This window comes from Kribbella sp. NPDC050820, assembly GCF_040653975.1.
Lineage (GTDB): Bacteria > Actinomycetota > Actinomycetes > Propionibacteriales > Kribbellaceae > Kribbella.
The window spans coordinates 26,260-53,055 of the sequence record NZ_JBFAHB010000036.1; the positions used below are offsets into that span (position 1 = coordinate 26,260).

Here is a 26,796-nt window from a genome sequence, read left to right on the forward strand (position 1 = left end):
GTCTGTGGACATGACCGGAGCGCCCGACGTCGACTACACCGCAACCTCGCTGCGACCTGATTGGCCTGCACTCCCGCTCGCCCTCCGCGAGAGCCTGACCGTTGCCCTGGGCAGCGAGGTTGTTGGGGCCGGCCCATCCGTGAGCTCAGGCTTCACTGGCGGCTTCGCGGCCCCGGTCCGCCTGGCCGACGGCCGCCGGGTCTTCGTGAAGGCCTCCGACGACACCCTCCACTCCTACCGCGCCTACCAACGCGAAGCCAAGGTCGTCCCGCAACTGCCGCCGGAGATCCGGGTGCCGGCCATCCTCGCGACCGCCCACACGACAGCAGCTGGACAGAAGTGGTTTGCGGTGGTTTCGGAGTGGGTCGACGGGCGGATGCCGGGGACTCCCTGGAGCATCGCGGACTTCGACGCTGTGACTGCGACGTGTGAGGCGATCGCGGAAGTGATGGAGCCGAGTCCGCTCGAAGGTTTGCGGAGTTTCCTGGTGGACTTGGAAGAGAGCGGCTCGCCGTTGCTGACGCCGGCTCGGATTCTGGATGGCGAGGCGCCGTTGCCGACGGGCCTGCAGCCGTGGGTGCCGAAGGTGCTGCCCGAGTTGGTCGAGCTGGTGCAGCTGGCGCCGGAGGCCTTCGCCGGCGAGACTGCGACGCACAGCGACCTGCGGCCGGACAACCTGCTGATCGACGGCGACGGCACCTGCTGGACGGTCGACTGGAACTGGCTGGCGCTGGGCCCGCGGTGGATGGACTGGGTCGGCCTGCTCCCGGTCGCGCAGCACCACGGGGTCGACACGGCCGCCGCGATCCGGAGCAGCCCCCTCACGGCCGACGTACCAGCTGAGTACCTCGACTGCTTCATCGCGGCCGTCGCGGCGTACATGATGACGAGGGCGGACGAACCGCCACCGTTCGGCTGCACTCCGGCACTGCGCGAGCACCAGCGGTTCTACGCCTGGACATTCCTCGACTGGCTCGCCGTACGACGGGAGTGGCTACGGTGAGGGTATGACGAAACGTCCGACCACGAGGTTCAAGGTCGAGGTGCTGGACGGCGACCGGACGTCCCGGCGGGAGGACGTCGTCGTCACCGAAGAGCCGCTCGAGCTCCGGCTGGAATGGCCCGGGCACCCGCCCGAGCCGCTGATGGTGACGATGCGGACGCCGGGCTCGGACTTCGAGCTCGCGGCCGGGTTCTGCCTCGGCGAGGGGTTCGCGGTCCGCCCGGACGCGATCAAGACCGTTGCCTACTGCACCGATGAGCAACTGACACCGGACCAGCAGTTCAACACGGTCACCGTCACGTTCGACGGCCCGCCCGACCGGGAGCCACCCCAGCGGTACGGCGTGACGTCGGCAGCCTGCGGTGTCTGCGGCCAGCAGAGCCTGGACGAGTTGGCCGAGCGCGACTACGCCCCCGTCGACCCGGTCGAGGCGGATATCGACGTCGTACGGCGGCTGCCCGACCTCCTGCGCGAGGGCCAGCCGATGTTCTCCCGGACCGGCGGGCTGCACGCCGCCGGCCTGTTCACCACCGACGGCCGGCAGGTCGTGGTGAAGGAGGACGTCGGCCGCCACAACGCGGTCGACAAGGTGGTCGGCTGGACCGTCCTCAACAGCCACAGCCGCCAGGGTCTGATCCTCGCGGTCAGCGGCCGCGCCGGCTACGAGATCGTCCAGAAGGCGGTCGCCGCCGGGATCGGGATGATCGTGGCCGTCGGCGCACCGTCCAGCCTGGCCGTCGACCTCGCCCGCCGCTTCAACGTCACGGTCGCCGGCTTCGCCCGCGGCGACCGCTGCGTCGTCTACAGCGCGCCGGAACGAATCAAGCGTCCAGCTTGATGAAGGTCGCCCGGGGGACGTACTCGTAGCGGTCCGGCATGCAGGTCAGGATGATGATCTGCCCGTGGTCGCCGGCCCGGCCGAGCAGCGCACCCATGTCGCGGAGCCGGGCCTTGTCCGACCAGCCGAGCGCGTCGTCGAAGATCACCGGCACGCTCCCCTCGCCGGTGCTGACGAGGTGGCTGATCGCCAGCCGGGTGATGATGGCCAACTGCTCCTGAGCACCAGTCGAGAGTGCCTCGACCGGCAGCCGCGTGCCGTCCAGCTCACGCTCCGACACCGCGAGGTCGTCGTCCAGCCAGACCCGGAACGACGGCCCGTAGACACTCCGCCCGAGCGACTCGATCCGGCTCTGCAATGGCTCGGAGTACTTCGTTTGCGCCTCGGCCCGGTGTCGGCTCAGCGTCTCGTAGACCCGGCGAGCCGCCTCGGCTCGCCGCCGCAGGCTCTCGTGCTCTGCCCGCACGGCGGCCAGCTCCAGCTCGGCCACATCGCGTCGCGTCGCCAGCCCGTCCCGACCCGACTGCTCCAGCCGGCCCTCCGTCGTACGCAACGCATCGCGCAGCGTGTCCCGCTCGCCCTGCAACCGCTCGGCAACCGCCAACGCGTCCGCCAGCTCACCGGCGACCTGGTCGGCCCCGGCCGCGTCGGCCTGCTCCTGTACGGCGGTCAGCTCCTCGAGCACCGCCTCGACCTCAGCCGTCGCCTCGGTCTCGGCCAAGGCCACGGCGTCGTCATCGAGGACACCCCGAGCCGACTCCAACGCGTCCGCCGCCGCGGCCAGTCGCTCGGCCGCGATCTCCGACCGGGCCCGCGCGTTCTGTGCCTCGGACCGATCCTCGTCCGCCGCCTTCCGGGCCTGCGCCGCCGCGAACTCCGCGTCGCCCAGCAACCGCTCCGCCTCGGCCAGCCCGGCCCGGGCCTCCTCGAGGAAGGCCTGCGCACCGGCCAGATCGCCGGGCTCGGCGGCCGGCGGCTCGAAACCCTCGAACAGCGTGTCGAGTGGCGAGGCGAACTCCTCGAACAGCGACATCTGTCCCGGGACGCCCTCGACCGCAGCCTGCTTGTCCGCGGCCTCCTCGGGTTCGTCCGTCCCGAGCCGCGCGGTCAGCACCGCGATCCGCTCCCCCGGATCACCGCCGGCGGTTAACGATCGCTCGGTCCGCCGCGCCTCGTTCAGCTCGGCCGCGGCCGTGTCCGCCTTGCGCAACAGCTCCCGCGCGGCGGCGACGTCCTTCACCCCGGCCTTCTTCAGCAGGTCCTTCTCGCGCCGGACCGCCTCGTCCACGCGAGACCGCAGCGTCGCCGCTTCGCCACCGGCCCGGACGGTCACCTCGACCTGCCCCGGTACGCCGACCACCAGCTCACCCGAGACGAGCACCTCGGCCGACTCGTCGAAGCCCAACTCGGACGGCAGCGCGCCGGCGGTCACGTCCAGTCCGGTCCCCGACAACTTGACCGGCTCGGCGCCGAGTCGCCGTACCGAGACTTCCGGGACGCCGGCGGCGAGCGCGGCGCGGGCCTCGACGACCGCCGCGTGCGCGTCCTCGAGCGCGGCGACCTTCGCGTCGTCGACCTTGATCCGGTCCAGGATCGTCCCGGCCGTGGCGATCCGGGCCCGTACGTCGACGAGCTCGGCCTGCTGCCCGAGCAGCCGGTCCAGCTCCGCGCGATCCATCAACTCCGCGACCCGCCGCTCGGCCTCCTGGACGTCGGTACGGCGGGCGTCCTTGAGCTCGACCACCTCGGCCAGCGCCGCCTCGGCCGCGTGCACGGTCTCGGCCGCGGTCCTGGCGACCGTCTCGGCATCGGTACGGCGTTCGGTCAGCTCGGAGTCGGCCTTGGTGAACCGCTCGACCTCGTCGAGCAGCCGCTCCCGCTCGACCCGGGTCCGGGTGTGGTTCTCCAACCGCGCCCGGGCCGTCTCGGCACGGGCCCGCACCGAGTCGCGGCGGAGCAGGATCTCGTCGGTCGCCTTCTTGCGTTCGCGCAGCTCCTCGACCGACCTGAGGTGATCGGTGCCGCGAGCGGTCACGTCCTCGAGGTCGAGAGCGAGCCGCTCGGCCCGGCGAATGTCCTGCTGGACCTCTTCCATCGCCTTCAACGCCTGCGCCGCGGTCAGCTCGGCAGCGGCCACGGCCTTCTCGGACCGCGCGAAGTCGCCGGTCGGTCGGCCGCGCGGCGTCCAGTAGCGCAGGTACTCGTGCTCAACCGCCGAAACCAGTGGCATCGACGCACCGTCGATCGGCGTCCCGGACTCTGCGGTCACCGCGGTGATCAACGGCTCCGCGTCGGCCGGCGTCGGCAGCACCAGCGACTGTCCCTGGCTGACCATCAACGTCTGCCACAGCACCCGGTCGACGTGCTCGTGGAACAGTCGCTCGGCCTCGTTGTGCGCCTCACGCCCGGTCCAGGAGGTACGGCGGCCATCGCTGTCGACGATCGTGAGCTCGGTGGCGCGGTTCTTCAGCCAGCGCTTGGTGTAGGTCAGCTCGCGCCCGCCCAGCGTGAGCTCGGCCGTCACCTCGGGGCCGACGTCCTGGCCGACCGGCTGGATGTCGCGGATCCGGGTCGACTTCGAGTCGTCCGGCAGGTCGAAGATCAGCGCGAACGCCTCGACCAGGCTGGACTTGCCGACCTCGTTGTCGCCGACCACGACGGTGGTGCCGAGCGCGGGCAGCCGAACGGTACGGTCCTTGACGCCGCGGAAGTCCCGCAGCGTCAGAGCGTGCAGCCTCATCCCGCGTCCCGGGCCAGGCGGTGCATCAGCGACAGCGCAGCACCGGCGCTCTCGTCACCGGCGGCCAGCGCCTGCCGGAGCTCTTCCATCGCGGCCCGCGCCGGTCCGCTCAACTGCAACACGTCCAGGTCGGCCGCGTCCGGCGCCGGCCGGACGGTCCAGAACTTCGCCCACCGCTCCACGCTGGCGAACACCTCGCCCTGCGCGTCGATCAGCATGTCGAGCCGGCTGTGCAAGGGCAGCGGCAGCGACCCGTCACCTGCGAGCCGCACGTAGGTGCGCTCCTTGTCCGGAAGCTCGGCGAACCAGTCCTCGAGCGCGTCCAGCGATTCCTCGTCGAACAGCTCGACCCGATGGTCGACCATGTGCCACGCACCAACGCGAACCGGCTCGACGTCGATCGCACGCTTGCCGATCGTCACCTTGAGCACGTTGCCCGGATCGGTCTCCTCCGGAGTCGTCACTTCCTGCGTCCCGGAGAACCAGATCCGGTCGGTCACCTGGGTCGTGGAGTGCCGGTCGCCCAGACCGACGTACTGCACCCGGCCGTCCGCGACGACCGCTTCGAGGGCCGCCTGGTCGATGGTCGGTACGTCGGACATGCCGCCGCTGAGACTGGTCAGCTGGCCGTGCGCGAGGAGGATCCGCGCCGTCCCGGCCGGAGTGGGCTTCAGGTCGCCGTACCCGGGAACTGCCGGGTCCGACAGCGGGCGGCGGGAACGCCAAGGCGCGCCGACGATTTCGACACCGGGCAGGATCTCCAGCGGCTTGGTGTCGGTCAGGACCGTCACGTGCTCGGGCGCGTGTGCCTGCCACTGCGCCGACGTCCACAGCGAGCCCGGCTCGAGGGCGTCGTGGTTGCCGGGCAAGAGGACGACCGGGACCGGGATCCGCTTGAGCGCCTCACAGGCTCGCAGGATGGTCTGCCGCTCGACCTGGTTGTGCTCGAAAACGTCGCCTGTCACGACCACGAAGGCCGCCCCGGTACTGGTTGCGACGTCACCGATCCGCGCGACAGCATCCAGCCGGGCCTGACCCCACCGGGCCTGACCGTCCGGCCCCAGGAACCGGCGCATCATCCCCAGCTGCCAGTCCGAGCTGTGCAGAAACGTGATCGACTCTTCCATCGCGCTGAGAACGCTAACCCGACCCACCGACAACCACCCAACCCAACACACCCCAACCCTCACACCGCCCACACTCCGGACGCTCCGACCGACCTTGAGAAGCCACCAACCACTTTCGCGGGCCCGCGATGGTCGGTGGCTTCTCAAGGTGCGACGGCGTCGGGCGGCGCGGCGGGGTGGGGGGCGCGGCGGATGATGGGCGGCGTGGATGTGTACCTCGAAACCGGGCGGCTGAGACTACGTCGGTTCACCAGTGCGGACGCCGACCTGCTGGTCGAGTTGGACTCGGATCCGGAGGTGATGCGGTTCCTGACCGGGCAGCCGACCCCGCGTGCGGAGATCGAGCGCGTCGTGCTGCCGAGAATCCTGAAGCTGTACGACGAGCATCCGCAGCTCGGCACGTTCGCGGCGCAGCAGAAGTCGGACGGCGCGTTCGTCGGGTGGTTCGGGCTGCAGCCGACCAAGGAGCCGCAGACCGTCGACGTCGGTTACCGGCTGAACCGGGTCGCGTGGGGCAAGGGGTTCGCGACCGAAGGCACCAAGGCGCTGATCGACAAGGCGTTCGGCGAGCTCGGGATGGAGCGGGTGGTCGCCGACACGATGGCGGTCAACCACCGGTCCCGGGCGGTGATGCGGCGGTCCGGGCTGCGGTTCGTGCGGATCGTCCACGAGCACTTCGACGACCCGCTGCCGGGCACCGAGTTCGGCGAGGTCGAGTACGCCGTCGACCGCCGTACCTGGGAAGCTGGACGACGTGCCTGACCATCAACGCCCGTACGCCGTACTGGACATCGACGCCACGTTGTCCGACACCAGCCGGCGGATCCACTTCATCGAGAAGCGGCCGAAGGACTGGGACTCGTTCTTCGCGCACGCGAAGGAGGACGCCGTCCTCGACGAAGGTCTCGCGGTCGCGACCACACTGGCCGCCGACCACGAGATCGTCTACCTGACCGGCCGGCCCGAGCGGCTGCGCCGGGACACGCTCAAGTGGCTGAAGGACAACGGGTTCCCGGACGGCAAGGTCTACATGCGCGGCAACACCGACCGCCGCCCGTCGGTGACGATGAAGCTCGGCCAGCTGCAGCGGCTGGCCGGCGAGCGGCCGGTCGCCGTCCTGGTCGACGACGACGTCAAGGTGTGCGCGGCCGCCGAGAAGGCCGGCTACACAGTGCTGAGGGCCGACTGGGGACTCGACGCTGAGACCCAGCCGACCCTCTTCGAAGCTCAGGAGACCGAAGGACGGACCTGAGCCACTACTTGCTCAGCCCGACGATCAGCACGTTCGGGTACGGCGGGTACGGCGGCAGGTAGAAGTTCTGCACCTTGGAGCCGTGCAGGAACGCGTTGCGGGCGTAGATCAGCGGGACGATCGGGGCGTCCTTCATGATCTGCTGGTCCACTGCGCTCCATGCCGAGGCCGCCTTGGCCGGGTCGGACTCGGCCGTCGCCGCGTTGATCGCGGTGTCCACCGCCGGGTTGGAGTAGCGCGAGATGTTGTACCCGCCGTTGCCTGCCTCCGAGGACGCGAACAGCGGCTGGATGTTGCCGAGCGCGCTCGGGTAGTCGGGCAGCCAGCTCGACACGGTCAGGTCGAAGTCGGGCTTGTTGCCGGTGATCAGGTCGGTCAGCGGCTCGCTCTCCAGCGGCTTGATGGTGACGGTGATCCCGGCCCGCTTCAGACCCTGCTGGATCGCCTGCGCGACGCCGAGGCCGGACGCGTTGTCGGCCGCCAGGACCAGGTTGAGGTTGCTCACCCCGGCTGCCGCGAGCATCGACTTGGCCTTCTCCGGGTCGCCCTGCGGCGGCGCCTGGTACAGGTCGTACTTCTGGTAGCCCTCGATGCCCGGCGTGATCAGGGTGGTGGCGATCTCACCGCCGTACTCCGGTCCACCCTCGGCGACCTGGACGGCCTGCTTGTCGACGGCGTACTGGATCGCCTTGCGGACCTCGGGGTTGGCCAGCGCCGGGCGCTTTGTGTTCATCGCCAGGTACTGCAGCGCGCCGGACGGCGACGTCGCGACCCGGGACTTGACCGCCGGGTTGCCCGAGACGGTCGGGATCAGCGCGGCCGGCACCGAGACACCGGTGGCGGCGGCGAACTTGTCGTCACCCGCGTCCGCGATCAGCCGCTGGTTGACCACGTCGGCCTGCAGGCCCATGTCGATCACGATCGCGTCCGGCAGGCCGGTCCGGGCCTGGTCGGTCGTCTTGTCCCAGTTCGGGTTCCGCTCCAGCTCCAGCTTCGAGCCGGGCGTGTACGCCTTCACCTGGTACGGGCCGCTCGCGACCGGGTCCTCGCCGTAGTGCGCCGGGTCCTTGTCGGCCGCTTTCGGCACCGGCGAGAAGGCCGGCATGCTGACCACCCACGGCCAGTCGCCGAACGGCTTGTTCAGCTTGAACACGATCGTGGAGTCGTCCGGCGTCTCGACCGACGCCAGCTGGGCGCCCTTGTACGGGCCGGTGTACTTGTCGCCGCCGACCAGCAGTGACTTGTGGTAGCCGAGGCCGCCGGACAGCTCCGGCGCGAACGACCGCTCGATGCCGTACTTGATGTCGGCGGCAACGATCGGCGACCCGTCGGCGTACTTGAGACCCGGCTTCAGCTTGTAGGTCCAGGTCTTGCCGCCGTCGCTGACCTTGCCGGTGTCGGTGGCCAGGTCCGGGACCAGTTCGGCCGCCTTGTCCGGCGCGGTCTTCCACGAAGTCAGGCCGCGCAGCACCAGGTGGATCGTGCTCGTGCCCAGGTTCTGGCTTTTGGCCGGGTCGAGGCTGATCTCCTTGCTGGTGCTGAGGACGTGGAACGTGCCGCCTGCCTCGGCTGCCGCCGTACTGCCGGCGCCGCCGCTCGTCGACTGATTATTGGCGTTGCAGGCGGCGACAGCCAACGCCAGTGCGGCCGCTACCGCGACCGCTCGGGTGGTGCGCTCCATAGTGTCCTCTCAGAGGTGGGGGGCTCAGGGAAGTAGCAGGCGGCCCGGTGCTCGGTGTTGTCCTCGACGGGCTCGAGCACCGGCCGTTGCGTCGCGCAGACGTCCTCGGCCTTGTAGCAGCGGGTCCGGAACGGACAGCCGGACGGCGGGTCGATCGGCGTCGGCACGTCGCCGGACAGCACGATCCGATCCCGCTCGATCCCGGGCACAGGCACGGATACGGCGGACAGCAGGGCCTTCGTGTACGGGTGCGCCGGCGCCGAGTACACCTGGGCCGCCGGTCCCTCCTCCACGATCGTGCCGAGGTACATGACGGCCACCCGGCTCGCCACCTGCCGTACGACGGCCAGGTCGTGAGCGACCAGCACGTACGCCAGGCCGAGCTCGTCGCGGAGGTCGGCGAGCAGATTCAGCACCTGCGCCTGCACCGACACGTCGAGCGCGGAGACCGGCTCGTCGCAGATGAGCAGCTCGGGCTTCACCGACAGGGCCCGCGCGATGCCGATGCGCTGGCGTTGGCCGCCGGAGAACTCGTGCGGGTAGCGCTCGAGGTGTTCCTCGGACAGCCCCACCTGCTGGAGCAGCTCAACGAGCTGTGCTCGGGTCGGCCGGATGCCCTGCGCGCGGAACGGCGTGGTCAGGATCGCGCCGACCGACTGCCGCGGGTTCAGGGATGCCTGCGGATCCTGGAACACCATCTGGACCTTGCGGCGCACCGGCCGCAGCTTGCGTCCGTTCACCTTCGTGACGTCGTCGCCGGCGATCGCGACCCGGCCGGCGGTCGGGTCGAGCAGTCGCGTGGCGACCCGGGCGAGCGTCGACTTGCCGGAGCCGGACTCGCCGACGAGGCCGACCGTCTCGCCCTTGCGGACGACGAAGTCCACTCCGTCGACAGCCTTCACCGACTTGCCCGACCGCCACGGTGCGCCGCGCACCCCGAAGTGCTTGCGGACTCCGTCGAGGCGAAGCAGTTCGTCAGACAACGGCCGGCCTCCGCCCCAGATGGCAGGCGGCCTCGTGATCGCCTTCGCCCGGTCGCAGCGTCAGCTCGGGTCGCTCGGTGATGCAGCGCTCACCCACCTGCGTCGTGTAAGCGCACCGCGGCTGGAACGGGCAACCGGTCGTGACGGATCCGGGCGACGGCGGACTGCCCTGGATCGTGGTCAGCCGCGGCTTCGGCGGTACGTCGACCCGCGGCATCGCACCGAGCAGCCCGAGGCTGTACGGATGCGCCGCGCGCTGGAACAGGTCGCGGACCGTTCCGCGCTCGGCCGCGCGTCCGGCGTACATCACCAGGACGTCGTCGGCCGCCTCCGCGACCACCCCGAGATCGTGCGAGATCAGGACCAGCGCCGTACCGAACTCCGCCTGCACGTCCTCCAGCAGCCGCATGATCTGCGCCTGCACGGTGACGTCGAGCGCGGTGGTCGGCTCGTCCGCGATCAGCACCTTCGGGCTGTTCACCAGAGCCATAGCAATCACGACCCGCTGCCGCATTCCCCCGGAGAACTCGTGCGGGTAGTTGTTCGCCCGCCGGGCCGCGTCCGGGATGCCGACCTGGTCGAGCATCTCGACCGCCCGCCGGCGAGCCTCCTTCTTCGGCACGTCGTGGTGCAGGCGGTACGCCTCGGCGACCTGCCAGCCGACGCTGTAGTACGGGTTGAGCGCGGACAGCGCGTCCTGGAAGACCACGGCGATGTCGTTGCCGCGGACGCTGCGAAGCTCCTCGTTGGACAGGCCGACGAGCTCACGGCCGTCGAGCAGCACTTCGCCCTTGACGTCGGCGTTCGCCCCCAGCAGACCCATCACGGCGGCCGAGCTGACTCTCTTGCCGGAGCCGGACTCGCCGACGATGGCGAGCGTCTGGCCGGGCGCGACCGCGAAGTCGATGCCGTCGACGGCAGGGACCAGGCCGCCCTCGGTCCGGAACGTCACGTGCAGGTCGTGGACCTCCAGCACCGGCCGGTCAGGCATGGCTGACCCTCGGGTCGAGCGCACCGTGCACGATGTCCACCACCAGGTTCGCGAGGATGATCAGGAAGGCCGAGAACAGCGTCGTACCTACCACCACGGCGACGTCCAGCTGGCCGACCGCGCTTATCAGCAACTCGCCCAGGCCCTGCATGGAGAACACCTTCTCGGTCAGGATGGCGCCGCCGAGTAGACCGCCGAGGTCGAGGCCGAACAGCGTCACGATCGGGACCAGCGCACCGCGCAGCCCATGGGTCAGGACGACCCGCGCCTCCCCCGCGCCCTTGGCCCGGGCGGTGGTGATGTGGTCGAGGTTCAGCTCCTCGAGCATCTGCGCGCGGGTCAGCCTGATGTACGACGCCGCCTGCAGCAACGCGAGCACCAGCCAGGGCGTGATCAGGTGCCAGACCCAGTCGACCGGGCTCTCGGTGAACGGGACGTAGCCGTTGACCGGGACCATGTTGAGCCAGAACCCGAACACCAGGATGGCCAGCAGCCCGACCAGGAACGAGGGTGACGCGACCCCGATCAGCGCGAACCCGACGGCCAGCCGGTCGGCGAGCTTCCCTCGCTTCAGCGCGGCGACGACACCGAGCGAGACACCGGCGAGCAGCCAGAGTACGGCGGCGCCGATCGCGATCGAGGCGGTCACGGGCAGCCGTTCGAGGATCAGCGTGGTGACCGGACGGGCGAGTGGGAACGAGTAGCCGAAGCAGGGCGCTTCGCAGTGCACCGCCGCGCCCTCGCCGAAGGTGCGGCCGGCGAAGATGCCTCTGAGGAAGTTCAGGTACTGCTGGATGATGCTCTGGTCCAGCTGCATGAAGTGCCGCGCCTGCTCGAGCCGCTCCGGCGTACACGGCTTGCCGCAGGCCAGGTGCGCCGGGTCGGCCGGGATCGCGTAGAAGATCAGGTAGACGGCGAGGCTCAGCGCGAGCATCACCAGGACGGTGGCAGCGAGCCGCCGTACGACGAACCAGCCGAGGTCGGGCATCAGTGCGTCCTCCTCAGCCGGACGTCGAAGGCGTCCCGGACGCCGTCACCGAGCAAGGTGAACCCGAGGACGGCGACGAACAGCGCGGCCCCCGGGAAGACCAGGAACCACGGATCCGCGCCGGTGTAGACCCAGGCGATCGAGTCGGAGATGGACCGGCCGAGGCTTGGTGTCGGTGGTGGCACGCCGACGCCCAGGAAGGACAGCGCGGCCTCGGCGCCGATGTAGCCCGGGATCGCCAGCGTCGCGATGACCAGGACCGGGCCGAGCAGGTTCGGGAGCAGCTCGCGGGCGATCACGTGCCAGCCGCTCGAGCCCACACTGCGAGCGGCTTCGACGAACTCGCGATTCACCAGCGACCGCGCCTGGTTGCGGATCAGCCGGGCCAGGGTCGCCCAGCCGAAGACGCTGAGCACCCCGCACAGCAGCAGCGCCCGCGGCACGCCGGCCGGCACAACGATGCCCAGGGCAATCATGAAGACCAGTTGCGGGAAGCCGAACAGGAAGTCGAGCAGGCGCGAGACGATCGCGTCGTACCAGCCGCCGAAGTAGGCCGCGCTGATGCCGACCAGAGTGCCGATCACCGTCGTGACGACGGTGACCACGATCGCGATGGCCAGCGAGGTGCGCAGGCCGAGCACCACGATCGAGAACAGGTCGCGACCGGTCAACGGCTCCACACCGAACCAGTGCTCGTTGCTCACGCCACCCATCGGGCCCCTCGGCGCGTTGCCGCGGGCCGGGTCGAGCAGATCGATGTGGTACGTGTACGGGTCCTGCCCGGCCAGCTTGACCAGCAACGGCGCCGCGGCCGCGACCAGGATCAGCACCGCGACGAGCACCACCCCGAGGCGCGCGCTGCGATCACGCCGTAGCCGGCGCAACGCCTGCCGGGTCGGCGAAACGGTCCCCGCGACCGACGAACTCACAAGCACTCCCGACAGATCGATGCATGCAGCCGACAAACGTTAGGCCGCATCCTTGCACCAGCCGAGTGCCATCTCGAATTGCGAGAATGTCGACTCGACAACTCGAGTTTGTGCTCGCTTCAGAGCGCGAGCTGGTACCGGCTCACCCAGGTCAGCGGGACGCCGACCTCGGCGTCGCCGTGGTGCTGGAAGCCGCGGGCCTCGTAGTACGACCTGAGCCGGCTGTTCGACCGGACGCAGTCGAGCCGCAGATAGCGACAGCCGAGTGAGCTGCTGGTCGCCGCCGCCCAGTCGAGCAGCGCGGCGCCCAAGCCGCTCGCCGAGCGCCGGACCGCCATCCGGTGCACGTAGCCCGACAACCCGGGAGCGTCTTCCCACAGCGGATCGTCCCAGTCGAGCGTGATCGTCCCGGCGACCTCGCCGTCGATCCGCGCCAGCCAGGTCTCGCCGCGTTCGATGGCCGGCTCGACCCACCGGGCCTTGAAGCTGTCGGGCCACTGCTCGATCCCCGACTCCCGCAACCAGGCGGCGGCTTCGTCCAATACGGCGAGCACGTCGACGAGCTCATCCGGCGCCGCGGGTTGAAGGGTCAGCTTCTTCTGCACGAACGCCAGCATAACCGCGTTTGATATAGTGAACGTATGGTTCAGCAGATTGCCCCGGGTGTCCAGCATCCGATCTACCTCGAGGACAGCTACCTGACCGAGGTGGTGACGCGGGTTCTCGCCGCCGGGGACACCGGAGTTGCCGTGCGGGAGAACCTGTTCCATCCGCAGGGTGGCGGGCAGCCGGCGGACCGCGGCTGGGTCGGCGATTTCGAAGGTGTGCCTGTGCGGGGTGCGGACGGGCTGGTGTACCTGGCGACTGCTGCGCCGACCGGGTTGGGCGCGGGCGACGTCGTACGGGCGCGGGTGGATGCCGAGGCTCGGCTGCTGCATGCGGCTCTGCACACTGCGGGGCATGTGGTGGACGGAGTTGCTCGTGGTCTGGGCTGGACGTGGGCGGGCAACAACCACTTCCCCGGGCAGGCACGCATCGAGTTCACGGCGCAGGACGGTGTCGACCTGACCGACTCGGCCGAGCGGATCCAGGCAGGTGTGGACACGGCGATTGCTGCGGACCTCGCCGTCAGTGCGACCGAGCGAGACGGGCTGCGGGTTGTCCGGATCGGAGAGCTGCACGAGGCGCCGTGTGGTGGGACGCACGTACGCAGCCTTGCGGACCTGGCGGCAGTCACCGTCTCCGGTGTGAAGGTGAAGAAGGGGCGCATCCGCGTCTCCTATACGGCGACGCATCGGCCGCTGCGGTGACGCGGTCGGTCAGCAGTGCGGCCGCGGCGGCCGGTCTGCAGGTACTGCGGCGGCGCCAGCAGCGCGGGATGAGTCAGGCAGAGCTGGCGCGGCGGACCGGTCTCAGCAAGGCGACGCTGTCCCAGCTCGAGGCCGGTGCCAGCAATCCGACGATCGACACGCTCGACGCGATCGCTGTCGCCTTGGCACTCCCCCTCACTGACCTGCTGACGCGTCCGACCGACACCGGGACGCTGCACCTGCATGCGACCAAGGCCGATGCCGACGGACCGACCAGAGAACTGCTCAGGCGGATCAGTGGAGGCAACAGCTTGGAGATCTGGCGACTCCGCCTGCCGCCGAACACCTCAGTGGAAGGCGTACCGCACGCTCCGGGCACCAACGAGCACCTGCTGGTCGCCTCGGGTCACCTGGCAGCCGGACCGTCCGGAGACCTCCGCCAGCTCGCCCAGGGCGACCTGCTGGCCTTCGCAGGCGACGCTCCGCACGGCTACCACACCAACGACAGCTCAGCCGACGTCACCGTCGTCATCGCCTCCCCTGTGCAGGCCTGAAACTCGGTGAAGCAGCGCAGCGGGCGAGCGGACACTGGTGCAATGGCAATCGACGCGGCGGAGGTCGCACGGCAACTGGTGGACGAGGAGTATCCGGACGCGCGGGCAGCGTGGCTCGGCGGCAGCGTCGTACGCGGCGATGCCTCCTCGACGTCCGACCTGGACATCACCGTGCTGCTGAGCGGTCCGCCGGCGCCGATGCGGCGGTCGCTCGAGTACGGCGACTGGCCGGTTGAGCTGTTCGTGCACACGGAGGCCTCGCTCGAACACTTCAGCGAGAAGGACCGGCAGCGGCGGCAGCCGACCATGATGCGGCTCGTCGGCGAGTCGATTGTGCTGCTCGACACCGACGGGTCCGGAGCACGGCTGCAGCAGGCCTGTCTCGACGAGGTCGCGGCCGGTCCGCGGCCGCTGACGACCGCCGAGCTCGAGCTGCTCCGCTACGGGATCACTTGTCTCCTGGACGACCTGACGGACGCTGCGACCGACGACGTACGCACGGCCATCGCGTCGGTGCTGTGGCAGGACGCGGCTCGACTGCTGCTCACTGGGGCGCAGCGCTGGTCGGGCACGGGCAAGGGGCTGCTGCGGGAGCTCAAGTCGTACGACGAAGCACACGGGACAGACCACGCTCGTCTGTTGCTGGCCGGCGTGCGAGACACGGCTGCGCTGGTCGAGGACGTGGACCGCATCCTCGACCAGCACGGCGGGAGGCTGTTCGCGGGGTTCTCGCTCGCCGCTCAGCCGGTCTGAGCGGTCACTCGGCGTCGACCAGCTGCCAGTCGCGGCGCCTCGGCAACATCCGTACGGCGACCACCGCCGCCACTGCACCGAGCAGGAAGCCCGGGATGGTCCAGCGCCAGCCGGTGAAGAAGCCCGTGGTCTCGGTTACAGCCGCCGCCGGCGGCGGCTCCTCGGCAGCCGGAGCCGAGTCGACCTGCCCGTAGGACTCGGTCGGACCGCCCCAGGCGTCGCCGTCGAGCAGCTTCATGGAGCCCAGCAGCTTGAGCAGAGCCACGCGGTCGGTGGCCGTGTGCCAGACGGGCTTCTCCGGCAGCGTGCTGCCGTCCAGCGACGCCCTGGTCGCGATCCAGGGGCCGCCGGGCGCGTCCGGGTAGATGATGTCGATCCGCCAGACCGACATGTCGTGGATCAGCCAGGTGGCACGGACGAACCGGCCGACCTCGTGCTGCTCCTTGCCGACCGGGTCGCGTGATCCGCTGACGTCGGTCAGTCGCTGGAGCTCGTCGTACTGGCTGTCCTCGTAGCCGATGGCAACCACCTTGGGCGGGCTGCTGAGCACCACGCTGGTCGGCCCGCCGGCCTGGGCGGGCGCGGCTCCGAAGGCGGCGACAGCTAACAGCGCGATGCAGAACGCAAGAGTACGGCGGACCATGGCAGCCCTCCCCTGGGAACGATGACTACCTCTGGTACACCGCCGACGGCTACGAGGTTCCCTGGGCGAGCCGGATCGCGCGTGCCTTGTCCGCGACCCCTTCCAGGCGGAATGTGACGCCGCTGTCCACCCAGACCAGCGTCGGACCGGCCACGCGGACGCGCCGCTCGGTTCCGGTTGCCTCTTCCAGCACCAGCTCGTGCGGACCGTCGAACCAGTAGCCGTTGAGCTCCGGCACATGCTGCAGGCTGCTGTAGTACTTCTTCACGTACAGCGGCGACACCTCGGCCCGGAACTGCTCCAGCCGTACGCCGGCCCAGCCGACCGCTACGAAGCCCGGTGAGGCCTCGACCCCCGCAGGTACGCCCAGCTCAGCAGGCACGCCGGGCTTGAACCCCGCGATGCGTTGCGCTTCCGCCAGCGACAGCTCACCGGTGACCGCGGGCAGGGTCGGCGGACTGGTCGGTGCACTCGCGACGGGCTGGGCCTGCACTCCCCCGATATTGAGCCACTCCGCCACGGTCGCCCGGACTGGTGGCGTCGCGACCGCACCTGCGACCAGCACGAGGAAGAGGGCCAGGAACGTGCGCCACCGGTCCCGCAGCGAGCGCCGGATCGGTACGTCGGCCACACGTGTCAGCACGGCAGCCGTCAAGCCCTCGTCCACCGGAGGTACGACGGTGGAACGGCCGAGAGCCCTCAGCTCGTCGTCCATGTTCATCGCTGCACCTCCTTGTCAGGTAGTGAGTCCCGTAGGCGTCCCAGTGCTCGGTGCAGGCGGGACTTGACCGTCCCGCGCGGCCAGCCGAGCACCACTGCCGTCTCCTGCTCGTCCAGGTCCAGCAGGTAGCGGCAGGTCACCACCAGGCGGAACGGCTCGGGCAGCGACCGCACTGCAGCCTGCAGCTCGCGCCGCCGCTCCAGCGACACCGCCTCCTCAGCAGGGTCCAGTACGACGTCCAGCGGCGCGGCGAGCTCCTCGCGGTGGGATCGGCGGCTGCGCGACCGCAGTACGTTCCGCGTCTCGTTGGCCACGATCCGCAGCAGCCAGGGCCGGAAGGCGGCACCGGCCCGGAAGCTCCCGAGCGCCCGGTACGCCTTGACGAACGCCTCCGCATCCGCACCGGCTCCGAGGAACACCGCCGTACGCTTCGCCACCTGGGCGTGCAGCACCACCAGCTCGCCGTACGCGGCAGACTCCCCGCCCCGCACCCGAGCAACGATCTCCGCCTCGCCGCCTCCGCTGATCGCCCCTCCTGGTCAACCTGTTGACAATGTGAGTACACCGCAGCCGCAGGCCAGGTTCCGTGTATAGGGTCGTGATGTGCCAGAAGTCGATGCGAGTTTTCTCGCCCTTCCCCGTCATGAGCTTGCCGAGGCCGCCCTGCAACGGGCCAAGAACCTCGGCGCAACGTTCGCCGAGTTCCGGCTGGAGCGGATCCGGTCGGAGTCGATCTCCCTGCGCGACAGCCAGCTGGAGAACGCCCAGGACGACGAGGACCTCGGCCTCGCGGTCCGGGTGATCCACGACGGCACCTGGGGTTTCGCCGCCGGGGTCGCGCTGACCAAGGACGAGGCCGTCCAGGTCGCCGAGCAGGCGGTGAACATGGCCCAGGTGTCCCGGCCGATCAACGCCGAGACGATCGAGCTGGCCGACGAGCCCGTCTACACCGACGTCAGCTGGGTGTCGTCGTACGAGATCGACCCGTTCAGCCTGCCGCGCGCCGAGAAGATCGCGCTGCTGACCGACTACAGCGACCGGTTGCTCAATGCCGACGGCGTCGCCCACGTGACCGTCGGCGTCGCCTCGGTCCACGAGTGCAAGTACTACGCGAACTCCGCGGGTACGTCGTACACGCAGCAGCGGGTCCGGATCGGCCCGAAGATCACCGCGTTCGCCGTCGACGCGGAGAGTGGCCGGTTCGACTCGATGAGCACCTGCGCGCCGCCGGCCGGCCGCGGCTGGGAGTACCTCACCGGCACCGGCTGGAACTGGGACGAGGAGCTGGCCCAGCTGCCCGGCTGGCTGGCCGAGAAGATGGCCGCGCCGACCGTCGAGGCCGGCGCCTACGACCTCGTGGTCGACCCGACCAACCTCTGGCTCACCATCCACGAGTCGATCGGCCACGCCACCGAGCTCGACCGCGCGCTCGGCTACGAGGCCAACTACGCCGGCACCAGCTTCGCCACCACCGACAAGCTCGGCACGCTGCAGTACGGCTCGCCGATCATGCAGGTCATCGGCGACCGCACCGCCGAGCACGGCCTGTCCACCGTCGGGTACGACGACGAGGGCGTGGCCGGCCAGCAGTGGGACCTGGTCAAGGACGGCGTACTGGTCGGCTACCAGGTCGACCGCCGGATGGCGAAGGTCAACGAGGACCTGCTCGGCACCCCGCGCTCCAACGGCTGCGCGTACGCCGACTCGTCCGGCCACATCCCGATCCAGCGGATGGCCAACGTCTCGCTGCAACCCGCGCCCGACGGCCCGTCCACCGAGGAGCTCATCTCCCGGGTGCAGAACGGCATCTACATCGTCGGCGACAAGTCCTGGTCGATCGACATGCAGCGGTACAACTTCCAGTTCACCGGCCAGCGGTTCTACAAGATCACCGACGGCAAGCTGGACGGCCAGGTCCGCGACGTCGCGTACCAGGCCACCACGACCGACTTCTGGGGCTCGATGGAGGCGATCGGCGGCCCGCAGACGTACGTCCTCGGCGGCGCGCTGAACTGCGGCAAGGCCCAGCCCGGCCAGAGCGGCGCCGTCAGCCACGGCTGCCCGTCCGCCCTGTTCCGCGGCGTCAACATCCTCAACACCACGCAGGAGGCCGGCCGGTGACGACCGCCATTCAGCTCACCCCGCAGGACACGATCGAGCGGGGCCTCGCCCTGGCTGCGGCCGAGGGCGCCGACGGTTGCGTCGTCATCGTCACCGAGACCTCGAGCACGAACCTGCGCTGGGCCAACAACACCCTGACCACCAACGGGGCCATGCGCGGCTCCAGCGTGACCGTGATCGCGACCGTCGGAGCCGGCGAGGGTACGGCGGCCGGAGTGGTCGGCCGCTCCTCGGTCACCGACGCGTCGCTGCGGGACATCGTGTCGGCCGCGGTGGCGACCGCACGGTCGTCGAGCCCGGCCGACGACGCCCGCCCGCTGATCGACGGCTCGGCCGGCACGGACTGGGACGCCGAGCCCGAGGAGACCTCGGTCAGCGTCTACGAGAAGTTCGCCCCCGCCCTCGGCGACACGCTCAAGCGAGCCGGCCACGAGAACCGCTGGCTCTACGGCTTCGCCGACCACCAGGTCATCACCCTGTACGTCGGCTCGTCCGCCGGACTGCGGTTGCGGCAGGCACTCCCCCGCGGGTTCGTCACCGCGACCGGCAAGTCGGGCGACCTCAGCCAGTCCGCCTGGGTCGGCGCCGCCACCCGCGACTTCACCGACATCGACGCGCATGCGATCGACACCGAACTGACCCGTCGGCTCGGCTGGGCCCGCCGGACCGTGTCGGTGGACGCCGGCCGGCACGCGACCGTGCTGCCACCGGCTGCCGTTGCGGACCTCACGACGTACCTCTACTGGTGCCTGGACGGGCGGGAAGCGTTCGAGGGGCGCAGCGTGTTCGCCAAACCGTCAGGCGGAACGCGGGTCGGCGATGTGCTGTCGCCGCAGTCGGTGCACCTGCGGTCGGACCCGCAGTTCCCCGGGCTGGAGACGTTTCCATTCGCGGTGGCCCGGTCGTCCGGCGGCTCGTCCAGCGTGTTCGACAACGGGCTGACACTGAGCGCGACGGACTGGATCCGCAGCGGCAAGCTCGAGACGCTGATGACCAGCCGGCACACGGCCGACCTGATCGGTGCGCAGACCGCGACGCCGGACATCGACAACTACGTGCTGACGGTCGACGGCGCGAGCGGGTCCACCGACGACCTGGTCGCCGGGCTCGACCACGGGCTGCTGCTGACCTGCCTCTGGTACATCCGGATGGTGGATCCGCAGACCCTGCTGCTCACCGGGCTGACCCGGGACGGCGTCTACCTGGTCGAGAACGGCGAGGTGACCGGTGCCGTGAACAACTTCCGGTTCAACGAGAGCCCGGTCGACCTGCTGGCCCGTTTCACCCAGGCCGGCGCCACCGTGCCGTCGTTCTCGCGCGAGTGGGGCGACTACTTCTCGCGAACCGCGACGCCGCCGCTGCTCGTGCCGGACTTCAACATGTCGACGGTCAGCCAGGCCAGCTGACTTATCCACAGGGGAATCCACAGGACAGCACAACGCCCCGCGAACTCGACGAGTTCGCGGGGCGTTCTGTCAGCTCTGAACGGGCAGCTCAGACCGTCGGGTAGCCCGGCTCGGCCGGACCCGCGCCCGGCTGGCCGAAACGCTCGGCGGCCTTCGGGTCGGGGCCGTACTGGTTGTCGCCGGCGGTGCCCTCCTGGGCGGCCAGCACGATGAACCAGATGAAACCGACACACGGGATCAGGTTGATCAGGATCCACCAGCCGCTGCGGTTGGTGTCGTGCATCCGCCGGATGCCCACACCGATCGACGGCAGCAGCACCGCCAGGCTGTAGATCGAGCTGATCACACCCGAGTTCGCCGATCCGTACGTCGTCCCGATCAGGTTGTCGACGATGCTCAGGACGATCGACACGATGACGTTGAAGAGTACGAACATCCAGTACTCTTTGCGCCGGGCTCGCCCGTCGAACACGGCGTACTTCTTGAGGACCTCGATGTACCACTGCATTGCTGATTCTCCGATGGTCGAATGTGAGACGCGGACAGAGCTTGTCGGAACCGGTCGGGTTCGTCAATGCAACTTTTCGCTTTGGTGACCACACCGCAACCTGGCGCGCCGCAGCTAGAGTGAACTTCACCTTTTCGGAACCGGGTACTGCTAGAGCCGGCTTCAGCTTCCTGCTGGAGAGTGCCGAATCAGCTTGCTGGGTTGGGTTTCGCGAGTGCGACGCGCCAGAGCCGGCGGGCACTCTCGGTGTACGTCGTGATGTCGTCGACCCGCCAGCGCTCCGCCAGCTCGTGGATCAACGTCTCGTCGAAGAACCGGCCCGCGAACCCGTCGTGCTCCGACAACCCGTCCTCGAGCTCCTGCCAGTGGCCCGAGCCCGGGTCGTCGGCCGACCAGACGGCGTACACGAAGATCCCGCCCGGCCGCAGGACGCGGTGGATCTCGCCGACCAGTGAGCGCAGCTCGGCGCGCGAGAACGCCATGTTGAGCAGGATGTTCGCGAACACCGCGTTGACGGTCGCGTCGGCCGGCGGCAGCGGGTCGCGGACGTCGTGCAGCGCCGCCGTGACGCGGTCGTCGAGTCCCTCACGCTGCGCGTCCAGCCGGAGCTGGTCGAGCGCGGACTCGGAGAAGTCCGTGGCGTGCACGCTGAATCCCTGCCGCGCCAGGAAGAGCGCGTCGCGCCCCTGCCCGGCGCCCAGCTCCAGGACGTCATCGATGCCTGCGGCACCGAATGCCCCGGCGGCCCAGCGCGCGGCCGCGGACGGTTCCGTCCCGTGCAGGTGCGGCTGCTGCTCGTACGCCGTCTGCCAGCGTTCCTGCTGAGCCCTTGCGAGCTCGACATGTCCAGTGTTCATCGTGCTCCCCGTGTTCGTCACGCCAATCTGGACGACCGGCAGACCGCAGCAGCCTACGTCACGAATTGAGTAGACGTACTCACGCGGCCACCCGTTCCGCGTCGACATAGTGAGGTGAGACTCAGGAGGAATGCCATGAACACGCAGGTCTCCGCCCCGCTGGAGTGCCCGGCTTGTCACACACTGCTACACCTCAAGGTGGAAGCGCCACCACGCCCCGCGCCGACCGTCCCGCCCCCGGCTCCTGCCTACCCACCTGCTCCTTACTACCCACCGCCTCCGCCGCGTGGAGTCTCGGCGCCGGTTCAGTCCCCTCCCCCGATCCGACGGCCGGCGACCAGCTTCCAGCAGCCGCTCCCACCACCACCTGAACCGGCACGGCGTCCCGCACCTCCGCGCCGCCGGTTGAGTCCACAGGCCACCCTGCTCAGCCTCGGCGTACTCCTGCTTCTCGCGGCAGGCGTCACCTTCCTCGCCGTCAACTGGGACAGCCTCCCCGTCGCCGCGCAAGCCGGCATCATCGGCACCCTCGCCGCTCTCGCCTTCGTCGGCGCCGTCCCCGCGAGCCGCACCTCCCTGGCCTCGTCCGCCGAAGCCCTCGGCATCCTCGGCTCCGGCCTCCTCATCCTCGACCTGTACGGCGCCCGCGCCCTCGGACTGTTCTCCGCCGAGACCGTCGACGACCTGACCTACAGCGCGATCGTCTTCGCGGCCGTTGCCCTGGTCAACCTGCTGATGACTCGGTTCGCGCCGAAGGTCGTCACCTTCGGCGTCACCACGGTTATTGCCGGCCAGCTCCCACTTCCGCTGGTCCTCGCCGACCGGGTCAGCCTGCCGTGGCTGCTCGCCGCTCTGCTCGCCCAGGTGGTCGCCACACTGGTCCTGTCTTCGAAGGGTACGGCGATCGTCCGGCGTACCGGGGAGATCACCTCGGCCGTCGTCTTCTGCGGCATCCTGGTCACCGGGATGGCCCGGACCTTCCTTGGCCTGATGGTCACCTACTCCGTCACCTTCGACACCACCTGGTTCACGACGGGGCTCGCGACAGTCGTCGCCACCACCGTGGTGGTTTGCGTCGCCGCAGCCACCGGCGTCCTCATCCTGCGGAAGCGGCCGCTCCCGGCATCCATCACCCAGGGGCTCGGCGAGGCAGTCTGCGCTGTGGCCGCCGGGTTCGTCGTCGCGACGTGCCTACCGCAGGTCCCCGGGCCGGGTCGCTGGCTGACCACCGGCCTCTTCGCGGCGCTCGGGATCGCGGTGGTCCTGCGAGGTCGCCGTACCGGAACGATCTCGTTGGTCCTGCACACGGCGGCCATCACCGTTGCCTCGGTCAACCTCATGTTCTGCCTGTGGCAGGCGGACGTCCGGCAACTCGGGTTCATCGCCGGTATCGTCGCCGTACTGGCCGTCTTCGCCGCGCTGCGCAAGGTGGTCGACGCGGTCCCGGCCGCAGGGGTGGCGAGTGCGGGCGCGCAATTCGCGGTCGTGATGTTCGTGCTGGACGAGTTGATCGGCCTGTGGGCGGGTGCGGTCAGCCTCGCCGTAATCGGGGCGTGCGGCATCGGCCTCGCCTGCCGGTACATCGGCCGGCCGCTGGAGCGCGTGCTGATGTGGTCGTCGGCGAGCGCCGTACTGATCGCTGAGGTCGTCGCCGTCCTGGTGTCCACCGAGTCCGCCACCGGGGTCGTGCTCACGATCGCCGCCGCACCGCTGGTTGCGTATGGCATGAACCAGGCCCGGCGCCCCGCCCTGCTGGTGGCCGGCCTGCTGCTGATGGTCGCCAACACCGCGTTCGTCCTGTCCGCCGGCGCCACCACGATCGAGTGGTTCACCGTCCCGCCTGCGATCGTTATGATCGCGATCGGCGTGCTGGCCTGGCGCGACCAGCCCAGCTGGATCTTCCTCGGCCCCGGCCTGCTGATCGGCCTGGTCCCCTCCGCACTGATTGCCGATGGCAACGACAGCTGGATCCGCCTCACCCTCGTCGTGGCCGCCGCCGTGGCCGTCATCGTCCTGGGCGCCCAACTGGGCCTCCAGGCGCCCTTCGTCATCGGCGCCGCCGTCCTGGCCAAGATCGGCATCTGGCAGTTCCTCGAGGTAGCCCCGCTGATCCCCCGCTGGATCACCCTGGGCACCGCCGGCGCCATCCTCCTCGCCGTCGGCGCCACCTACGAACGCCGCCTGACCCAAGCCAAACAAGCCGCCACCTGGCTCACCGCCCTCCGTTGACGCGCGCATCCGGTTTCCCCGGTGGGCCGCTGATCCGCATACTTGGTTTGAGACGGATCAGGAGCCCGGGGGCCGGATGACCAACCGCAGCGACAAGCAGACCGCGGATGTGCTGCTGCTTGCCAGCGTGCTCGAAAAGCTGCGCACCCACGACGGCCTGACCGTCGCCCGGTTGCACGCGACCCGAACCGGCATCGCGGCCCCACTCATGGAGCTGGCCGCGACCCGCCGGTTCGCCACCGTCCACGAGCTCGACGTCGCCTCGGCCGCCTTCGACCTGGTGGCCACCTGCGTCCGCGACGACCTCCACGGCACCCAGCAGATCGTCGCCGACGCAATCCTCGCCCTCGGACTGCACGCCGACAACCACAGCCAGGCCGGCATCGAGGACCGGATCACACGTTCGCTTTACAGCACCTCGCTCGGCCGCCGCCGCGAGACCCTGCTCGGCAACTGGCACCGCCTGCACCAGGCCCTCGGCCACCAGCCCGGCGAGGCCCCGAGCGACCGTGCGCTCCGCGGCACGACCGAACCCGCCGTACTGCGGGAGCTCGCCAACCAACTGATCCGCCGCGACATCTACTCGGTCGGCTCGAAGACCGTCGTGATGCTCGACGCCGCCCCGGCCGTCGACGTCGCACCGGCCGGCCGGATCGTCGTGGTCGGCGGCGCGGTGATGGACGCGACCTTCCGGATGCGAACCCTGCCTGCGCCGGAGACGTCGAGCGAGGCGTACAGCTTCGACCTGTCCCCCGGCGGCAAAGGCCTGAACCAGGCGGTCGCAGCGGCCCGTCTCGGCCTGCACACTTCCCTGATCGCCGCAGTCGCCGACGACCGCTTCGGCGACGAGATCGTGCAGTACCTGCGGGACGAAGGGGTCGACACCTCAGTTGTCAAGCGGGTGCGCGACGGCCGTACGCCGTTCACCGGAGTCTTCGAGAAGGAGCTCGGCGACAGCATCGCGGTCAACTGGCGCAACCAGGCCGAGGTCTTCCTGGCCCCGGAGGACATGAACGACCGGTACGAGCAGCTGATCGCGTGCGACGCGTTGCTGATGACGTTCGAGGTGCCGCGCGCGACGATGCAGCACACGCTGGCGATCGCCCACCGCGACCCGGACAACCGCCCGGTGGCGATCGTCACCCCGGGCCAGCCGTACGAGGACGAGCGCATCTCGGGTGACACGTTCGGCCGGATCGACTACCTCGTCGCGCACCCCTGGGAGCTCGGCAGCTTCGCCTCGCAGGGACACGGCCCGTTCGACCCGGACCCGGTCGCCCGGAACCTGCTCGCCTTCGGCGTCGAGACGCTCTGCATGCTGGTCAACGGCGGCTGCACGGTCTACTCCGGCCCGGCCCACGACGTCCTGATGGTGCCGACGATCCCGTCCATCTACAAAGAGTCGTCGGCGGCCCGGGACGCCTTCTGCGCGGCGCTCGCGGCCAAGCTCATCGACAACAACCGGAAGTTCAACGAGAAGGTGGCGATCTGGGCCGCCGCCGCCATGTCGTGCGCCACCGCCGACTTCCCGCTGTCCAACTCCATGCCCGACCGCAAGCGTATCGAGGGTCTTCTCGCGCGCTCTCCGTTCAGCGCGAACGGCGGCACCGCCTGAAGGTCAGCGGCGGAGACGGCGCTGCTCGACCACGGGAACAGGCTCGGTCTCGCCGCGGATGCGGCAGCAGTAGATGACCGAGTCGAGCAGCTTTGCCCGGCTCTGCTCGAAGCGGCCGTGCGGGTAGGCGGCGCGCAGTTCGGCGAGGTTGGCGCCGCCGAACCGAGTCCGGAGCTGACGGGGGCTGGCGTAGACGCCGTCGACGTACAGGTAGGGCCGTGCCTCGATGGACATCCACTGCTGCCAGTTGGCCGCCCGGTAGCTCGAGCCGACGAATCCCAAATTCGGATCGACCGCGGTGGTGAGCAGTTGAACCGCCGGAATCTCCCGCCGGATCACCTGCCGGACTTTCGCCAGCAGAAAGGAGATCGCATTCGGCGGCGCGACGTCGAACGAATACACCCGGGACACGTCCCAGGCCGCGCCCAGCGGGACCCCGAACTGCGCCTGCAACTGTCGTCCGACCCGCATCCATTCCAGCGACGAAACACTGCACAACGTCACCGGAAGCTTGTTCACCGGATCGACCAGGGCAAAGTTGAGTGATCCCGGGCGGGCGCTGCGCAGGTAATGCAGGCGGCTGAAGATCTGATCCGCCTCGAGATGTCCGAGCCGCACGAAACGCAGATCCGAGAGCGCGTACTCGTCCTGCGGAATGAGATTCTGGATACTCCGCTGGTCGTGTGCCAACCGGCCCGCGTTGCGATTCAGCTCGGCGATCACCTGGTTCCGGCCGACGGTGCCGTTGGGACGGGCCAGCCGTGGCAGGTGCAGCAGGGTGCGAACGGTCAGCGCCCGGTGCGGCACCCGGTGCCGGCGCACGGCATCGGCCAGCAGGTCGGCGAACTCCGGGGCGGGCCTTCGGCAATCATCGAGGAAGAACCGGGCGGCTCGGGGAGGCGCTGCTGCTGGGGCTGGAGGCGGTGGGACGACCGCGGAAGCCGCCGGGCCGGCGGCGCTGATCACCACGCCTGCATGCTAGCCGACCGTTGCGGCGTCATCGCAACTTCCCAAACATACGAGTTTTGGCGGCGTGTTGATCTCCTGGCTGCCAGTTGGCAGGTCCGGTGTGCCAACTGGCGCGAAACGGTACGCCGAAACGCGCCGGCGTACTGCCAGCCGCCGCCAAAGCCGCAGCCACCGCTGCGGACACGATGCCAAAATCATGTCCGGACATAGCCGGTGGTGCCAATTTTTCTGGATTGACAACCGATTGTCGTGACGTTCACTGAAAGCGTAACCAGAACCGCCGATACGCCGACTCACTCTAACCCAGGATCGGCGAAAGACAAGCAACCAAGGGAAGTGAACCGAAGGAAAAGAGGAAACGCCATGCCTCCCAACGAATTCGTCGCGACCGTCGTCGTGCTGGCCAGTGCGATACTCCTGATCTCCTTCTGGAAACAGATCCTGTTCATTCTGCTCTTCGGAGTGGTCATGGTCTTCTGCTTCGGCCTCTACAACGTGGCCGCCGCGATGGGACGCTGATCTCGACCGGCAATCCCAACTGCTCGACACCCGCCCGGGGCTCCCCGGGCGGGTATTTT

26 protein-coding genes are annotated in these 26,796 nt (G+C 69.6%); 12 read left to right on the forward strand and 14 right to left on the reverse strand.

What is annotated here, in order from left to right:
• Nucleotides 1–10 precede the first annotated feature (10 nt).
• Both AB0H36_RS27165 and fdhD read left to right on the forward strand, forming a co-directional pair.
• A complete protein-coding gene (locus AB0H36_RS27165) occupies nucleotides 11–1,003 on the forward strand; it encodes a phosphotransferase (RefSeq protein ID WP_360529171.1) in 993 nt (330 codons plus the stop codon).
• Between the two features lie 4 nt (nucleotides 1,004–1,007).
• Nucleotides 1,008–1,841, forward strand: coding sequence for a formate dehydrogenase accessory sulfurtransferase FdhD (fdhD, locus tag AB0H36_RS27170; RefSeq protein WP_360529174.1), 834 nt, complete (start codon nucleotides 1,008–1,010; stop codon nucleotides 1,839–1,841).
• Here the strand turns inward: fdhD and AB0H36_RS27175 are convergent.
• Complete coding sequence (locus AB0H36_RS27175; protein ID WP_360529177.1) at nucleotides 1,825–4,581, reverse strand: AAA family ATPase; 2,757 nt, start codon at nucleotides 4,579–4,581, stop codon at nucleotides 1,825–1,827. The genes fdhD and AB0H36_RS27175 overlap by 17 nt on opposite strands.
• Nucleotides 4,578–5,708, reverse strand: a complete 1,131-nt coding sequence (locus AB0H36_RS27180) for a metallophosphoesterase (protein ID WP_360529180.1) — start codon at nucleotides 5,706–5,708, stop codon at nucleotides 4,578–4,580. The genes AB0H36_RS27175 and AB0H36_RS27180 overlap by 4 nt, the downstream gene beginning before the upstream one ends.
• Before the next feature lie 195 nt (nucleotides 5,709–5,903).
• On the opposite strand from AB0H36_RS27180, the gene AB0H36_RS27185 reads away from it, so the two are divergent.
• Both AB0H36_RS27185 and AB0H36_RS27190 read left to right on the forward strand, forming a co-directional pair.
• Complete coding sequence (locus AB0H36_RS27185) at nucleotides 5,904–6,470, forward strand: GNAT family N-acetyltransferase (protein WP_360529359.1); 567 nt, start codon at nucleotides 5,904–5,906, stop codon at nucleotides 6,468–6,470.
• Nucleotides 6,463–6,960, forward strand: coding sequence for an HAD family acid phosphatase (locus AB0H36_RS27190; RefSeq protein ID WP_360529183.1), 498 nt, complete (start codon nucleotides 6,463–6,465; stop codon nucleotides 6,958–6,960). Before AB0H36_RS27185 ends, AB0H36_RS27190 begins: the two co-directional genes overlap by 8 nt.
• A 4-nt stretch (nucleotides 6,961–6,964) precedes the next feature.
• Here the strand turns inward: AB0H36_RS27190 and AB0H36_RS27195 are convergent, their stop codons facing one another.
• The 6 genes from AB0H36_RS27195 to AB0H36_RS27220 form a co-directional block, all read right to left on the reverse strand.
• Entirely contained in the window at nucleotides 6,965–8,641 is a 1,677-nt protein-coding gene (locus tag AB0H36_RS27195; RefSeq protein WP_360529185.1) for an ABC transporter substrate-binding protein, read from the reverse strand.
• Nucleotides 8,611–9,624, reverse strand: coding sequence for an ABC transporter ATP-binding protein (locus tag AB0H36_RS27200; RefSeq protein ID WP_360529188.1), 1,014 nt, complete (start codon nucleotides 9,622–9,624; stop codon nucleotides 8,611–8,613). Before AB0H36_RS27200 ends, AB0H36_RS27195 begins: the two co-directional genes overlap by 31 nt.
• On the reverse strand, nucleotides 9,617–10,615 hold the full coding sequence (locus tag AB0H36_RS27205) for an ABC transporter ATP-binding protein (RefSeq protein ID WP_360529191.1): 999 nt from the start codon (nucleotides 10,613–10,615) through the stop codon (nucleotides 9,617–9,619). Before AB0H36_RS27205 ends, AB0H36_RS27200 begins: the two co-directional genes overlap by 8 nt.
• Entirely contained in the window at nucleotides 10,608–11,603 is a 996-nt protein-coding gene (locus tag AB0H36_RS27210; protein WP_360529194.1) for an ABC transporter permease, read from the reverse strand. The genes AB0H36_RS27205 and AB0H36_RS27210 overlap by 8 nt, the downstream gene beginning before the upstream one ends.
• Nucleotides 11,603–12,532, reverse strand: coding sequence for an ABC transporter permease (locus AB0H36_RS27215; protein WP_360529197.1), 930 nt, complete (start codon nucleotides 12,530–12,532; stop codon nucleotides 11,603–11,605). The genes AB0H36_RS27210 and AB0H36_RS27215 overlap by 1 nt, the downstream gene beginning before the upstream one ends.
• Before the next feature lie 119 nt (nucleotides 12,533–12,651).
• Nucleotides 12,652–13,137, reverse strand: coding sequence for a GNAT family N-acetyltransferase (locus AB0H36_RS27220; RefSeq protein ID WP_360529200.1), 486 nt, complete (start codon nucleotides 13,135–13,137; stop codon nucleotides 12,652–12,654).
• A gap of 36 nt (nucleotides 13,138–13,173) precedes the next feature.
• Between AB0H36_RS27220 and AB0H36_RS27225 the strand changes: the two genes are divergently transcribed.
• Genes AB0H36_RS27225 through AB0H36_RS27235 form a run of 3 tightly spaced genes read left to right on the forward strand, consistent with a single transcriptional unit; the run spans nucleotide 13,174 to nucleotide 15,149 of the window.
• Nucleotides 13,174–13,842: a hypothetical protein gene (locus tag AB0H36_RS27225; RefSeq protein WP_360529203.1), complete on the forward strand. Its 669-nt coding sequence runs from the start codon at nucleotides 13,174–13,176 to the stop codon at nucleotides 13,840–13,842.
• A complete protein-coding gene (locus AB0H36_RS27230; RefSeq protein ID WP_360529206.1) occupies nucleotides 13,839–14,396 on the forward strand; it encodes an XRE family transcriptional regulator in 558 nt (185 codons plus the stop codon). The genes AB0H36_RS27225 and AB0H36_RS27230 overlap by 4 nt, the downstream gene beginning before the upstream one ends.
• 42 nt (nucleotides 14,397–14,438) lie before the next feature.
• Nucleotides 14,439–15,149 (forward strand): nucleotidyltransferase domain-containing protein, encoded by a 711-nt coding sequence (locus tag AB0H36_RS27235; RefSeq protein WP_360529209.1) that lies wholly within the window; start codon nucleotides 14,439–14,441, stop codon nucleotides 15,147–15,149.
• A gap of 4 nt (nucleotides 15,150–15,153) precedes the next feature.
• Here the strand turns inward: AB0H36_RS27235 and AB0H36_RS27240 are convergent, their stop codons facing one another.
• Genes AB0H36_RS27240 through AB0H36_RS27250 form a run of 3 tightly spaced genes read right to left on the reverse strand, consistent with a single transcriptional unit; the run spans nucleotide 15,154 to nucleotide 17,004 of the window.
• Nucleotides 15,154–15,792 (reverse strand): hypothetical protein, encoded by a 639-nt coding sequence (locus tag AB0H36_RS27240; protein ID WP_360529212.1) that lies wholly within the window; start codon nucleotides 15,790–15,792, stop codon nucleotides 15,154–15,156.
• A 49-nt stretch (nucleotides 15,793–15,841) separates the two neighbouring features.
• Complete coding sequence (locus tag AB0H36_RS27245) at nucleotides 15,842–16,513, reverse strand: hypothetical protein (protein ID WP_360529215.1); 672 nt, start codon at nucleotides 16,511–16,513, stop codon at nucleotides 15,842–15,844.
• Nucleotides 16,510–17,004 carry a sigma-70 family RNA polymerase sigma factor gene (locus tag AB0H36_RS27250; protein ID WP_360529217.1) on the reverse strand — a complete coding sequence of 165 codons (495 nt, stop codon included), beginning with the start codon at nucleotides 17,002–17,004 and terminating at the stop codon, nucleotides 16,510–16,512. The genes AB0H36_RS27245 and AB0H36_RS27250 overlap by 4 nt, the downstream gene beginning before the upstream one ends.
• A gap of 112 nt (nucleotides 17,005–17,116) precedes the next feature.
• On the opposite strand from AB0H36_RS27250, the gene AB0H36_RS27255 reads away from it, so the two are divergent.
• Both AB0H36_RS27255 and AB0H36_RS27260 read left to right on the forward strand, forming a co-directional pair.
• On the forward strand, nucleotides 17,117–18,634 hold the full coding sequence (locus AB0H36_RS27255) for a TldD/PmbA family protein (protein ID WP_360529220.1): 1,518 nt from the start codon (nucleotides 17,117–17,119) through the stop codon (nucleotides 18,632–18,634).
• Complete coding sequence (locus AB0H36_RS27260; RefSeq protein WP_360529223.1) at nucleotides 18,631–20,040, forward strand: metallopeptidase TldD-related protein; 1,410 nt, start codon at nucleotides 18,631–18,633, stop codon at nucleotides 20,038–20,040. Before AB0H36_RS27255 ends, AB0H36_RS27260 begins: the two co-directional genes overlap by 4 nt.
• A gap of 88 nt (nucleotides 20,041–20,128) precedes the next feature.
• Here AB0H36_RS27260 and AB0H36_RS27265 read toward each other — a convergent pair whose 3' ends face one another.
• Both AB0H36_RS27265 and AB0H36_RS27270 read right to left on the reverse strand, forming a co-directional pair.
• A complete protein-coding gene (locus AB0H36_RS27265) occupies nucleotides 20,129–20,548 on the reverse strand; it encodes a DUF805 domain-containing protein (RefSeq protein ID WP_360529226.1) in 420 nt (139 codons plus the stop codon).
• Nucleotides 20,549–20,736: 188 nt separating this feature from the next.
• Complete coding sequence (locus AB0H36_RS27270; protein ID WP_360529229.1) at nucleotides 20,737–21,405, reverse strand: class I SAM-dependent methyltransferase; 669 nt, start codon at nucleotides 21,403–21,405, stop codon at nucleotides 20,737–20,739.
• A 405-nt stretch (nucleotides 21,406–21,810) separates the two neighbouring features.
• On the opposite strand from AB0H36_RS27270, the gene AB0H36_RS27275 reads away from it, so the two are divergent.
• Nucleotides 21,811–23,634 (forward strand): hypothetical protein, encoded by a 1,824-nt coding sequence (locus AB0H36_RS27275; RefSeq protein WP_360529232.1) that lies wholly within the window; start codon nucleotides 21,811–21,813, stop codon nucleotides 23,632–23,634.
• A 76-nt stretch (nucleotides 23,635–23,710) separates the two neighbouring features.
• Complete coding sequence (locus tag AB0H36_RS27280; protein ID WP_360529235.1) at nucleotides 23,711–25,249, forward strand: PfkB family carbohydrate kinase; 1,539 nt, start codon at nucleotides 23,711–23,713, stop codon at nucleotides 25,247–25,249.
• Nucleotides 25,250–25,252: 3 nt separating this feature from the next.
• On the opposite strand, the gene AB0H36_RS27285 is transcribed toward AB0H36_RS27280, so the two are convergent.
• Nucleotides 25,253–25,972 (reverse strand): hypothetical protein, encoded by a 720-nt coding sequence (locus AB0H36_RS27285; protein WP_360529239.1) that lies wholly within the window; start codon nucleotides 25,970–25,972, stop codon nucleotides 25,253–25,255.
• A gap of 609 nt (nucleotides 25,973–26,581) precedes the next feature.
• Here AB0H36_RS27285 and AB0H36_RS27290 point away from each other — a divergent pair.
• Nucleotides 26,582–26,737, forward strand: a complete 156-nt coding sequence (locus tag AB0H36_RS27290) for a hypothetical protein (RefSeq protein ID WP_360529241.1) — start codon at nucleotides 26,582–26,584, stop codon at nucleotides 26,735–26,737.
• Nucleotides 26,738–26,796 lie beyond the last annotated feature (59 nt).

Bases quoted from the DNA above. Each gene is read 5' to 3' on its own strand.
- AB0H36_RS27165 (WP_360529171.1), top strand. From the start codon at position 11: ATGACCGGAGCGCCCGACGTCGACTACACCGCAACCTCGCTGCGACCT.
- fdhD (WP_360529174.1), top strand. From the start codon at position 1,008: ATGACGAAACGTCCGACCACGAGGTTCAAGGTCGAGGTGCTGGACGGC.
- AB0H36_RS27175 (WP_360529177.1), bottom strand. From the start codon at position 4,581: ATGAGGCTGCACGCTCTGACGCTGCGGGACTTCCGCGGCGTCAAGGAC.
- AB0H36_RS27180 (WP_360529180.1), bottom strand. From the start codon at position 5,708: ATGGAAGAGTCGATCACGTTTCTGCACAGCTCGGACTGGCAGCTGGGG.
- AB0H36_RS27185 (WP_360529359.1), top strand. From the start codon at position 5,904: ATGGGCGGCGTGGATGTGTACCTCGAAACCGGGCGGCTGAGACTACGT.
- AB0H36_RS27195 (WP_360529185.1), bottom strand. From the start codon at position 8,641: ATGGAGCGCACCACCCGAGCGGTCGCGGTAGCGGCCGCACTGGCGTTG.
- AB0H36_RS27205 (WP_360529191.1), bottom strand. From the start codon at position 10,615: ATGCCTGACCGGCCGGTGCTGGAGGTCCACGACCTGCACGTGACGTTC.
- AB0H36_RS27210 (WP_360529194.1), bottom strand. From the start codon at position 11,603: ATGCCCGACCTCGGCTGGTTCGTCGTACGGCGGCTCGCTGCCACCGTC.
- AB0H36_RS27225 (WP_360529203.1), top strand. From the start codon at position 13,174: ATGGTTCAGCAGATTGCCCCGGGTGTCCAGCATCCGATCTACCTCGAG.
- AB0H36_RS27235 (WP_360529209.1), top strand. From the start codon at position 14,439: ATGGCAATCGACGCGGCGGAGGTCGCACGGCAACTGGTGGACGAGGAG.
- AB0H36_RS27240 (WP_360529212.1), bottom strand. From the start codon at position 15,792: ATGGTCCGCCGTACTCTTGCGTTCTGCATCGCGCTGTTAGCTGTCGCC.
- AB0H36_RS27245 (WP_360529215.1), bottom strand. From the start codon at position 16,513: ATGAACATGGACGACGAGCTGAGGGCTCTCGGCCGTTCCACCGTCGTA.
- AB0H36_RS27265 (WP_360529226.1), bottom strand. From the start codon at position 20,548: ATGCAGTGGTACATCGAGGTCCTCAAGAAGTACGCCGTGTTCGACGGG.
- AB0H36_RS27270 (WP_360529229.1), bottom strand. From the start codon at position 21,405: ATGAACACTGGACATGTCGAGCTCGCAAGGGCTCAGCAGGAACGCTGG.
- AB0H36_RS27280 (WP_360529235.1), top strand. From the start codon at position 23,711: ATGACCAACCGCAGCGACAAGCAGACCGCGGATGTGCTGCTGCTTGCC.
- AB0H36_RS27290 (WP_360529241.1), top strand. From the start codon at position 26,582: ATGCCTCCCAACGAATTCGTCGCGACCGTCGTCGTGCTGGCCAGTGCG.